This is a genomic window from uncultured Aquabacterium sp., from assembly GCF_947366995.1.
Taxonomy (GTDB): domain Bacteria; phylum Pseudomonadota; class Gammaproteobacteria; order Burkholderiales; family Burkholderiaceae_C; genus Aquabacterium.
Genome location: NZ_CANBCC010000022.1, coordinates 42,940 through 54,288, shown reverse-complemented (window position 1 = coordinate 54,288; position 11,349 = coordinate 42,940). Strand labels below are relative to the sequence as shown.

Below are 11,349 nucleotides of genomic sequence, written 5' to 3'. Positions count from 1 at the left end.
CTGTTCTGTTTGAGTTTTCATGGACGCTTTCCTGACCCCTGAATTCTGGCTGGCTGTCGGTCAGATCGTGATGATCGACATCCTGCTCGGCGGTGACAACGCAGTCGTCATCGCGCTGGCCTGTCGCAACCTGCCTCCCGCCCTGCGCACGCGCGGCGTCATCTGGGGCACGGCCGGCGCCATCGTGTTGCGCGTCGTGCTCATCTTTTTCGCGATGTCGCTGCTCAAGCTGCCTTACCTCAAGCTGGTAGGGGCGGCGCTGCTGCTCTGGATCGGCATCAAGCTGCTCGTGCCCGAGAACGACGCCCACGAGGTCAGCGGCAGCGACCGTCTGCTGGGCGCCATCAAGACCATCATCGTGGCCGATTTCGTCATGAGCGTCGACAACGTCATCGGCATTGCGGGTGCGGCGCAAGGCTCGGGCCATGCTGGCCACGAGATGCCGCTGGTGATCTTCGGTCTGCTCGTCAGCATCCCGATCATCGTCTGGGGCAGCACCGTGGTACTGAAGCTGATGGACCGTTTCCCGCTGATCATCACGGCAGGCGGCATGTTGCTCGGCTGGATTGCCGGGACGCTGGCGGTCGGTGACCCCGCTATGGTCGATCACCTCACACCGGGTCGCGGTACCCACCATGTGGCGGGGGTGGCTGGCGCGCTGTTCGTCCTGGTCGTGGGTACCATGCTGGCGAAGCGCGCGCCCGCGCAAAGCTGAACCCCATGGACCTCTTCCTGTCGCTGCTTGTCATTGCTGTTCTGTTGATCCTGGCGTGCGGCCTCGCGCTGTGGTTGGTCCGGCAGCAGAGGGCGGTGCGCCAGCCGTGGCCGGCGACGGGCAGCAGCGGCAACGCCAGCCGCACACCGGTGACGGGGGAACACGCCCGCACGGCGCCCATGCCGCTGCATCAGGAAGAGTCGGACTCCGGCCCGGAAACGGTGCTGTCCTACCTCGATGTGCCGCCCCGGAATGCGGTGGCCACGACCGCGCCGGTCTGGCGCCCGAGTGCGCCGCCCAGCGACCCAGGACCCGAGACCCAGCCGCACGCGCTGGCCGAGCTGGAGTCTGCCGACTGGTTGCGCATCCGGCCAGGCGGCCGCCAGCGCATCGAGCGGGCGCTCCAGGCGCTGGGCGACGGCCCGGTCGACCGCGCCTGGGACACCTTGCGCGGCTTCTTCCCCGAGGCGGCCCATCGTCAGGCGGCCCTTGAAACCCTGGATCGCATTGCGATGGCGTTCGAGCGCGAAGGGCGGTACGACGTCGCGCGCGATGTCTACGAGCACATGGCCGACATCGACGCCGAGTGGCGCCAGGTGAAGCTGCGCCTGATGCGCGCCCGTGGACTGGCCCAGGCGGCGACGATGAACACCTGGGGCACCGTGCCTGCGCGGCCGTTGCCGGATGTGGCGCGCAAGCAGCTCGGCAAGTTCCTGGTGGAGCGCCAGATCGGCAAGGGTGCGATGGGCGCCGTCTTTCTTGGCTATGACCCGGCGACCGATCGCCATGTTGCGCTCAAGACGATGTCGCTCGCACAGGAGTTTCAGGGCGATGAGCTGGCCGATGCGCGCGCGCGCTTCCTGCGTGAGGCCGAGATGGCGGGTCGCCTGCAGCACCCCGATATCGTGAGCATCATCGATGCGGGTGAGCAGGACGGCGTGGCATTCATCGCGATGGAGCTGATCGAGGGCGTCGACCTCAGCCAGCACACGCAAAGAACCCGCCTGTTGCCCCTGGCGCAATTGCTTCCCATTGTGGCGCGGGTGGCCGAGGCGCTGGCCTACGCGCACAGCCGCGGCGTCACGCACCGTGACATCAAGCCCGCCAACATCATGATCGACCTGCGGGCAGGCAGCGTGAAGGTCATGGACTTCGGTGTGGCCCGGGTGGCCGACGCGGCCCGCACACGGACAGGCGTCGTGCTGGGCACCCCGACCTTCATGTCGCCCGAACAGCTTGCGGGGCAGACCATCGACGGCCGCAGCGACCTGTACTCGCTGGGGGTGACGCTGTTCCAGTTGCTCACCGGGCAGTTGCCGTACCGCAATGACTCGATGGCCGTGCTGATGCGGGCCATTGCACACGAGACGGCCCCGAATGTCTGTTCGCTGCGTCCCGAGCTGCCCGCGGCGCTGGGCGACATCGTGGCGCTCGCGCTGGAGAAGCATCCGACAACCCGCTACGCCACCGGTCACGAGATGGCCACCGACCTGCTCGCCGTCGCGCGGGCGCTGCAGCCTCTTGATATTGCCCTTTGACACCCCCTCGTGGGGGAATGGGGGGTGAGTGCACGGCTGTTTGGCCGACCCGAGGCAGGTCCCGAAGACGAAAACGAGGTGACAATCCCGCCATGGACTTCGAGTTCTACAGTCAGACCGATACCGGCCGGGTGCGAACGAACAATGAGGATTCGGTCGCCCTGGACGAGCAATGTGCCGTGGCGGTGCTGGCCGACGGCATGGGCGGCTATGCCGCCGGTGAGGTGGCCAGCGGCATGGCGTGCGACTTCATCAAGGCCGAGTTGGGCCGCTGGTTGACCGAGGCGGCCGGCAGTGCCAGCGATGCCGACGTGCGCCGCGCCATGGACATCTGCGTCGACAACGCCAACCGGGCCATCTTTTCTGCAGCTTCCTCGAACCCGACTTATGCGGGCATGGGCACGACGCTCGTGCTGGGTGTGTTCCGCTCCGGTCGCATGCTGCTGGGCCACATTGGTGATTCGCGTGCCTACCGTTGGCGGGGCGGCGTGTTGCAGCAGGTGACGAAAGACCATTCGTTACTGCAGGAACAAATTGACGCTGGCATCCTCACACCCGAGCAGGCCCAGTTCGCCTCCAACAAGAACCTCGTGACCCGGGCGGTTGGTGTTGAGGACATGGTTCTGCTCGAAACCCACCAGCACGACCTCGAGTCGGGCGATGTCATCCTTCTGTGCTCTGATGGCTTGTCGGACATGCTCCCTGACGCGCGCATCGCCGAGGTGATGGCTGCGCACGACTCGCTGCCGGACATGGGGGCGGCCCTGGTGGCTGCCGCCAACGAAGCGGGTGGCCGGGATAATATTGCCGTGGTACTGGTTCGTGCGCAGGGAGCGGCCGAACCGCCCGCCCGCTCCTGGTGGCCCTTCCGTCGCCTGGGTGGCGCTGGCTGAACACCGAGAAGATCAACCCGAGAGGTTACGAATGGGAAAGCTGGTTGTCTCGCTTGACGGGGTCGTCATCAAAGAAGTCCAGATCACAAAGGACAAGACCTCGCTCGGGCGTCGCCCATACAACGACATCGTCATCGACAACCTCGCGGTGAGTGGCGAGCATGCCGTGCTGCAGATGGTAGCCAGCGACGTGTTCATCGAGGACCTCAACAGCACCAACGGCACCTACATCAACGGGAAGGCCGTCAAGAAGCAGCTGCTGCAGCACAACGACACGGTCGAGATCGGCAAATACAAGATCAAGTACCTGGCGGAAGAGGGCCAGGACTACGAAAAGACCATGATCATGCGCCCCGGCACGCCACCCGCGGCGGTGGGCGGGCACACGGGTCCCGGCGGCCTGGGCAGCGTGCCGGTGGGCGCCCCTCCGGCTGCGCCTGCACCCGGTTTTGCCCACAGCATGCCGGGTGGGTTGGGCACCGGGTTTGGCGGCCTGGGGGCGCAGTCACCGGCGTCAATCAAGGTGCTCAACGGGGCAGCCGCTGGCCGCGAGGTCGCGCTGACCAAGGTGGTCACCACGGTCGGCAAGCCCGGCGTGCAGGTTGCATCAATCACCAAGCGTCCCGGCGGCTATGTGTTTGCGCACGTGGAGGGGGCCGCGCGGCCCCTGGTCAATGGCCAGGCGGTGGCCGCCGATCCCGTCCACCTCAAGAGCGGCGACCTGATCGAGCTGGCTGGCACGCAGATGCAGTTCGTCCAGGCCTGACCGGCCCGTCACCCACGCCGGAGGCCACGTCATGATCCGGGTTCTGGGGTGCCATGGTTCGATTGCCGCGCGGTGCCACACGACCGCGTTCCTGCTTGACGACGACATCCTGATCGATGCGGGGAGTGGTGTCGGAGAGCTGCGGCTGGATGAACTCGCCCGGGTCGACCACATCCTGCTGACGCACAGCCACCTTGACCACGTCCTCTCCATTCCGCTTCTTGCCGATACGGTGATCAAGCTGCGACAGGGCGCGGGTGGCTTGAACGACCTGCGTCCAATCCACGTGCATGCGTTGCCTGAAACGCTCGACGCGCTGCGTCAGCACGTCTTCAACGGCGTCATCTGGCCCGACTTCACCCGCCTGCCGAGCGCGGCCCGGCCCATTCTGGTGCTGCATGAGTTGACTGTGGGGGCCGAGCTGCTGTTCCCGGCGCGCGGTGGGCTCCCGGACCGACGGGTTCATGTGCTGCCCGCGGCGCACACGGTGCCCGCGGTGGGCTACGCGGTGGAAACGCCTCAAGGATGGTGGGTCTTCACGGGCGACACAGGGCCGAATCCGGCACTGTGGCAGGCGCTGCAAGGTCGCCGCATCGCCCAACTGGTGATCGAGACCGCGTTCGGCAACGAAGAAGCGCACCTCGCTCAAATCAGCGGCCACTTGTCGCCGCAGAGTTTGGCGCAGGAACTGGTGCAACTGGATGGCGAGGTGAGTGTGTACATCACCCACCCGAAGCCCGGCGAGGTGCCGGCGGTGCTGTCACAGATCCGGGCGCTGGACAGTCGGCATCTGATCGAGCCGCTGCGAGAAGGGCAGCGGTTTCATCTCACGCGCGGCACCGACGCTGGCGCCTGAGGGCGCGGGCTGACAAAAATTGTCAGTGCAGCGGAAGGTGACGAAGTTTGCTCATCCTTTGGTTGAGGCGCGCTCCGCCAATGTGCCGAACTTTGTCACCTTTGGCTTTTGAAATGTGGTGTAAGTCACGGTTTTTTCATCGGTTCACGCTGGCATGGACCCTGCCTAATGAACGACGTGGTCAAGGCGAGGTGCCTGACCGAAGTTGATTCAACAAGTGGGCGCAAGCCTCTAGGAGTGAACATGAAGCGCGTTCAACAAGGTTTTACCCTGATCGAACTGATGATCGTCGTGGCGATCATCGGCATTCTGGCGGCTGTGGCGCTGCCGGCTTACCAGGACTACACGAAGAAGGCCCGTGTTTCGGAGGTCGTGCTGGCTGCCAGTAGCGCCCGCACCTGCGTGAGTGAAATCGTACAGTCTTCGGGCGCCACGAACCTCGACTCGTGCTCCTCCGGCTTTGCGTCGACACAATACGTGTCGAACCTCCAAGTCAACGTCACCACGGGCGTTGTGACCGCCACTGGCAATGCGACGACTATCGGCGAGGCCGTGACGGTGACGCTGACCCCGTCGATCTCCGGCAACACCATTTCGCGTTGGGTCTGCTCCGGTACGCCGACTCGTCTGATGCCGGGTTCGTGCCGCGGCTGATCGGTTTGATTAAGAAGAGGGCGGCTTGGCCGCCCTTTTTTTATGGAGACAAGATGGAGTTGACCGTCCTCATCCCTTGTTTGAACGAGGCTCGAACGATTGGCGTGTGCATTGATAAGGCGAACGCCTTCATTCTGCGCACCGGTATCGCTGCAGAGGTCCTCGTCAGTGACAACGGTTCGTCTGACGACTCGGTAAGTATCGCCACTCAGAGAGGCGCGCGCGTTGTTCGTGCTACAGAGCGAGGCTACGGTGCGGCCCTGATCAGCGGCATTCAACAGGCGAGGGGCCGGTACGTCATCATGGGGGACGCCGACGACAGCTACGACTTTTCGAAGCTGGATGGCTTCATGGCGAGACTGCGAGCTGGCGATCATTTGGTAATCGGGAATCGATTCCAGGGGGGGATAGAGCCAGGGGCGATGCCTCCCTTGCACCGCTATCTGGGCAATCCTGTTCTGAGCTTCGTCGGCCGGCTGTTCTTCAGGATCCCGATCGGCGACTTCCATTGCGGATTGAGGGGCTTCTCGACGGAAGCCATCGCCCGACTTGGTCTGATCAGTCCGGGGATGGAATTTGCGACGGAAATGATCGCAAAGGCGGCCCGGGCCGGCTTGATGGTGGGCGAAGTGCCGACGACACTCTCTCGCGACGGGCGAGACCGACCGCCTCATCTGCGGACATGGCGGGATGGGTGGCGGCACTTGCTGTTTATGTTGTTGTTCTCGCCCAGATGGTTGTTTCTCTTCCCCGGGCTGGCGTTGTGCCTGGCCGGTGGGCTGATGACGTTATTGCTGATCCATGGACCTTTCCGTTTTTACGGCGTGGGCCTCGACGTGCACTCCTTGCTTTACGCAAGTGGCGCACTGATCTTGGGTGTGCAGTTGCTACAGTTTGCGATGCTCACAAAATGGATCGGCGTGCTGGCCGGGATGCTACCGGAAGGGCGCCTCGTCGGGGTGCTGACTCGTTCTGCAAGCGTTGAGTCAGGGCTGATCGCCGGCGGCGCTGTTTTTCTTGCGGGCTTGGCTTGGTCTGCTCATCTGGCCGGCATGTGGTCGGTCACCGGGTTTGGAGAGCTCGACCCTCGTGAAAAGATGCGGGCGGTTATTCCCGCTGTAACAATGATGATTCTCGGGCTGCAGGCGTGCGCCGGGGCGATGCTGGCTGCCGCGATGGGACTGGCATGGAAGACTGTGGGAGCCAAGAAGCATGTCGCGCAATAGGTCGCTTTTCGAGCTGTTTATTGCGTTTGCTTTGGTTCTTTCCGTTTTTGTGAGCATTCCTCTACAACGGGGCGGGATTGGTCTCAGTTGGGACTCCGTGAACCATCACATTTACCTTGGATGGGTTGCGGATAGCGCTCGCTTCGACAAGGATTACTTCGCCGCAGGCTCACAGTCCTATCAGTTCCCGTACCTGTACTGGCCCATCTACAAGATGGCATTCTGGGGGTGGTCCGGCCGGACGGCCGGTGTCGTGTGGGCGGTTCTCCATGCGCTGATTTGTTTTCCGCTGCTCCATATGGCGCGCTCGCTGATGCCAGGAGGAGACTTCTTCACTGTTCTATTCAGGCTGAGCGGTGTACTGCTCGGCGTAGGCACGCTACTTGTCCTCAGAGCGCCTGAGACGACCGGCAACGATGTTCTCGCCGCGCTGCCGTTCTTGTGGGCGCTTGCAATCGGGATCAAGGCCACGGCTTTGGGCGGTTCGTTGTCCGAGAGGCAACTGCGCTGGTACGCAACCGGCATTGGCCTGCTAGGAGGAGTGTCAGTCGCATTCAAGCTGAGCAACGGCTTCTTCCTCCCAGTACTCCTGCTTCTTACGCTCGCTTCCGGGGGAAGAGTCGCCGACCGATTGCTTGGTGTGTTGTGTTGGTCGCTTGCTGTGGCGGGCGGCTTCTGGGTGACATATGGTTGGTGGGGCTACCAACTGTGGGTCCACTTCGGAAACCCAGTCTTCCCGTTCTATGATGGTGTTTTCTCGATCATCAGGAGCATTATCGGTTGGCGGCCGCTGGTGGGCATATGATCAGATTTTCCCCGGATGGTTTCGCCGAGGCGATTCTTCGGCCCGTGATCATGGCTTTGCCTCAGGGGTGGGTGTACACGGAGATCATGGCACCTGACCTGAGGTTTCTGGCCATCGTGGTATTCGTCGTCGCAGGGTTCTTGACCTGTTTTGCCCGACGACGCATGTGGAGTCCAGGGCGATCAGTGATCGTCCCGCTTGCCTGTCTCAGCCTTGCTTTTGGGCTCTGGCTGTCCACGGGGGGAAACGGTCGCTACTTTATGACCTTCATGGTTTTTGCTGGCCCGGTTCTGGCGACAGTGATTTACCGATCTACTTACACGAAGGCCATGCGGATCACGATGCTGGTCCTCACGTGCTCGTTGCAAATGGGCGCTGTCGCGGTGAACTCTCCTTGGAGGCCCTTCGACTCTCTTGAATGGTCTCGCTGGCGGGGCCATGATTATTTCGACCTAGACGTGGGTGACGCACGTGGGCACCGAGGTGTGACGTATGTGACCTTCACCGGGCAGTCGCAAGCGTTCCTTGCATCCAAATTTCATCCCGATTCCAGCTGGCTGAACCTATCGTGGTTTGACGGGCACGATTTTCTTGCTAGTCAAGATCATGTTGTGGCTGGGATGCGTGCTCGCTTGAGCGGAGCACGCCGGCTCCGCATTTTCCTGCAGGCGCAGCCTCGACAGGCCCATCCTGTGACCGGAGCGCCCGACAACCAGGCCGTGCACGCGATCAACGGCTATCTGGAGCCGTTCGGCCTTGTTATCCGTGAGCCGGGGCGCTGCAGCCTGTTGAAGTCGAAGACGCTTGGGGAAACGGTGATGATCAGCACTTCGGATACCCCCGCCGAAATAGCGCGCTTGAGGGGGAGTGCTGGCTACTGGCTTTGCGACGCAAGCTATGAGGTCCGGCTCAATGGTTCTGCGGCCTCGGTCACGTCAACCGAAGAGGCCCGCGCAAGGAGAGCGATCGAGCGGCTGGAAAGTTTGTGCCCCAGACTCTTTCCCTCTGGGCAGTATGCCCTCAAGAAAAACGGCTATGGTTATACGCGGGGATATTCAGCCAGTGACTCGAGCGCAACGTTCGTACTTTCGGAGTCGATGTTGTATGTGAAGTTCTTGAGGGCGCTGAACCCGCAGCCGGTAGCCCCGGAACGGGAGCTCCTCAGAAAGGATTTCAAGATCGATTGTGGCCGCTTCGTGAGCCGAGAGGGTCTTCCCTGGCTCCGCCAGCTCTGAGGCAGAAGATCCCGAAAGCTTTTCCTCGTCGCCTTTGTAAAGGCCGATTTCATGAAGCGCCCACTTTTCTCGGTCATCATTCCTTGCTTTAGAGATCACGACCTCGCCTTCGACGCGGTAGCATCCTGTCTTCGTCAGCAAGACGTTTCAGACTTCGAGGTTGTGGTCGTTGATGACGGGTCCGATAAGGCCGATTTTGCGGCGTTCTCCGCGCGCTTTTCCGGCGAGGCGCGTGTGACTTTATTGTGGCAGCCGAATGCTGGCCCCTCGGCGGCGCGGAATGCTGGCGTACAAGCATCCACGGGAAAATATCTTCTTTTTCTTGACTCCGACGACCAAATTGGGTCACGTTATCTCTCTTGTGCTCGAGAGGCAATCACAGGAGGCGGGGGGGGCGAGAAGAGTATGGTCGTCTGTCCATTCTCCTATTACTCGCAACCCGGAAGGGCGGGTAATTCACTAATGGCGTATTTTAGGGCTCCGAGGCTGCTTTCCAGGCCATTTTTTGATCAGTTCTGCATCCTCACAGGTAACTGCTTCCCCATCAGTTCCTGTGTCGTTTCCAGGGCGTTTTTCAACGAAGTGGGAGGCTTTGATGAGCGGTTGACGCATCACGAGGACTGGGATCTCTGGATAAGGTTGATCAAGGCGCGGCCCGAGCTATGTTACACGGACGCTGAATACAGCGGGGCGACCTACATTCGGATGCGCCAGGGACAAATGTCAAACGCCGAGGCGATGAAATCATCGCAAATGCAGGTGATAGCTCGTCACGCTGTCGGCTCTGCGTCGCTGCTTTTGTCTCGTGGAGGGTGGATCGCCGCGCGGCTGGTTCGTTGGTTGATCATAGGAGTTCAGCTGGCTCTAGGTTATCCCGACCAACATATTCGCCAGGGACGGTGCTGAGCATGGGCGACTGTGTTCCACCTCCGCTGCTTACAATCGTCACTGTAAACAAGAATAATGCGAATGGCTTGAGGAGGACAATTCTGTCCATCCTCCCCATACTGAGCGGCAAGGTTCACTACCTGGTGATGGACGGCGCATCGGAGGATGCGTCGCTAGATGTGGCGAGATCGCTTCTCGCGGGTCACAAGCATGCGAGCATTGTCTCTGAGCGGGACTCCGGAATCTACCAAGCCATGAACAAGGGATGGCAGCAATCAAGGTCCGAATATGTTGCGTACATTAATTCGGGAGATGAAATCGTTCAGGATGCCTACACTCGATTGGTGTCCGCACTGGAAAGCCGCGCCGCCGATATCTTCTACGCACGGTTGCTGCTTGCGTGCGCAGGGGTTGCTGATCTTGTGACCCACGAAAGGCACCCTGAGCAGTTCAAGTCCGATACCCTCCCTCATCCCGCGACCGTCGTTCGCAGGTCGACATTTGATCGGCTTGGCGGATTCGATCAGCGCTTCAGGATTGCGGCTGACCGTGACTTTTTCATTCGAGCGCAAAAGGAAGGGTTCTCATTCTTGCATGTGCCCGAGGCAGTGGCTGTTTTCTATCTTGGCGGCGCATCAGCTGGCTGGCGCGCCGGCCTCGAGTCGGCGGCCATCAGTAGACGTCATGGATACATCGGCTTTTGGGGGTGGCTGGGCCGGGTTGCGTGGAGTCGACTCACCAGATCATCCCTGATGACTGAAGAGCGGGTGTTTCGGCTCCTTCAACGTTGGCGGGGTCTTGCCGCTTCAGCGCGGCGGATAATAAGGTGATTGGAGAGGTCGGATGATTGCTCGTTTTTCAGACTGCTGCGTGCGAGCGCTACTGTTTATTCGACGAACATTAAGTGATGGGCTCATCGCGATAAGGCGCGTGGTTGGGCATTCGACTACATATCGCTGTGGTGAGGTCGATATTCTGTTGCCACCTGGGCACAAATTGCCCGTGTACCGCGCTGAGCATCTTCAATACGACAGATTTTTGCCAATTCTCGCTCGCCACCTCGGGGAGAAGGGCGTCGTCGTCGACGTGGGGGCAAACGTTGGTGACACACTGGCAGCGATGGTTGGTGAAAATCGTTGGTTGAGCTATGTGTGCGTGGAGCCGGACGAGTTGTTCTTCAGCTACCTCAAGAGAAATCTCGCTCGCCTTGAGCGCTCGAATGGTTTGCTGAATGTGGTGCTTATAAAAGCACTTGTAGGCGATGGAGAGAAAGTGGCGTCGCTTTCAGGGCGCGATGGCACCAAAGCAGCAGTGGTTGGAGGAAAGGGCGGTATTCGATCGCGGCCGCTCGATACTATTTTGTCCGAGGGTGAGTACCCCTTGGTGAAGTTGATCAAATCAGATGTTGATGGCTTCGACTACGAGGTTATTCGGTCCGCGATGCAAATTCTAAGCTGCTCTGCCCCCATCTTGTTTTTCGAGTGCCAGTATTTCGACAGAGAGCAGCGCGATAGTTATGAAAGTCTCATCTTTGATCTTATGCGGCTCGGTTACACCAGATGGGTCGTTTTTGACAACTTTGGTGGGGTTGTCCTTGAGACGTCGGACGTTGTGGTTCTCCGATCGCTGCTTGGCTACGTTTGGGCGCAGAACGTGGGAGGAAGTTCCCGCACCATCCACTATTTTGACCTCTTGGCTTGCGCGCCGAAGGATGATCTGGCGGTCTCGGCGGCGCTCTCTGACTACCAAAGCGAGGTGCAATGAGCGGACTGG

Annotated in this window: 12 protein-coding genes; all 12 read left to right on the top strand. The window is 61.0% G+C overall.

Annotated features, from left to right (window positions below):
• Positions 1-19 precede the first annotated feature (19 nt).
• Complete coding sequence (locus tag Q0Z44_RS08300; protein ID WP_298011708.1) at positions 20-715, top strand: TerC family protein; 696 nt, start codon at positions 20-22, stop codon at positions 713-715.
• 5 nt (positions 716-720) lie between these two features.
• Positions 721-2,253: a serine/threonine-protein kinase gene (locus tag Q0Z44_RS08295; RefSeq protein WP_298011707.1), complete on the top strand. Its 1,533-nt coding sequence runs from the start codon at positions 721-723 to the stop codon at positions 2,251-2,253.
• A 92-nt stretch (positions 2,254-2,345) separates the two neighbouring features.
• Positions 2,346-3,146 carry a Stp1/IreP family PP2C-type Ser/Thr phosphatase gene (locus Q0Z44_RS08290; RefSeq protein ID WP_298011706.1) on the top strand — a complete coding sequence of 267 codons (801 nt, stop codon included), beginning with the start codon at positions 2,346-2,348 and terminating at the stop codon, positions 3,144-3,146.
• A 31-nt stretch (positions 3,147-3,177) separates the two neighbouring features.
• Complete coding sequence (locus Q0Z44_RS08285; RefSeq protein WP_109034430.1) at positions 3,178-3,912, top strand: FHA domain-containing protein; 735 nt, start codon at positions 3,178-3,180, stop codon at positions 3,910-3,912.
• A gap of 31 nt (positions 3,913-3,943) precedes the next feature.
• Positions 3,944-4,768 (top strand): 3',5'-cyclic-nucleotide phosphodiesterase, encoded by an 825-nt coding sequence (locus Q0Z44_RS08280; protein ID WP_298011705.1) that lies wholly within the window; start codon positions 3,944-3,946, stop codon positions 4,766-4,768.
• A gap of 243 nt (positions 4,769-5,011) precedes the next feature.
• Positions 5,012-5,422 (top strand): pilin, encoded by a 411-nt coding sequence (locus tag Q0Z44_RS08275; RefSeq protein ID WP_298011703.1) that lies wholly within the window; start codon positions 5,012-5,014, stop codon positions 5,420-5,422.
• Between the two features lie 53 nt (positions 5,423-5,475).
• Positions 5,476-6,648 carry a glycosyltransferase family 2 protein gene (locus tag Q0Z44_RS08270; protein WP_298011701.1) on the top strand — a complete coding sequence of 391 codons (1,173 nt, stop codon included), beginning with the start codon at positions 5,476-5,478 and terminating at the stop codon, positions 6,646-6,648.
• On the top strand, positions 6,635-7,453 hold the full coding sequence (locus Q0Z44_RS08265; protein ID WP_298011700.1) for a hypothetical protein: 819 nt from the start codon (positions 6,635-6,637) through the stop codon (positions 7,451-7,453). Before Q0Z44_RS08270 ends, Q0Z44_RS08265 begins: the two co-directional genes overlap by 14 nt.
• Positions 7,450-8,688, top strand: a complete 1,239-nt coding sequence (locus Q0Z44_RS08260; RefSeq protein WP_298011698.1) for a hypothetical protein — start codon at positions 7,450-7,452, stop codon at positions 8,686-8,688. The genes Q0Z44_RS08265 and Q0Z44_RS08260 overlap by 4 nt, the downstream gene beginning before the upstream one ends.
• A gap of 51 nt (positions 8,689-8,739) precedes the next feature.
• Positions 8,740-9,594 (top strand): glycosyltransferase family A protein, encoded by an 855-nt coding sequence (locus Q0Z44_RS08255; protein WP_298011696.1) that lies wholly within the window; start codon positions 8,740-8,742, stop codon positions 9,592-9,594.
• A 2-nt stretch (positions 9,595-9,596) separates the two neighbouring features.
• A complete protein-coding gene (locus Q0Z44_RS08250) occupies positions 9,597-10,406 on the top strand; it encodes a glycosyltransferase (protein WP_298011695.1) in 810 nt (269 codons plus the stop codon).
• Positions 10,407-10,578: 172 nt separating this feature from the next.
• Complete coding sequence (locus Q0Z44_RS08245) at positions 10,579-11,340, top strand: FkbM family methyltransferase (protein WP_298011694.1); 762 nt, start codon at positions 10,579-10,581, stop codon at positions 11,338-11,340.
• Positions 11,341-11,349: the final 9 nt, after the last annotated feature.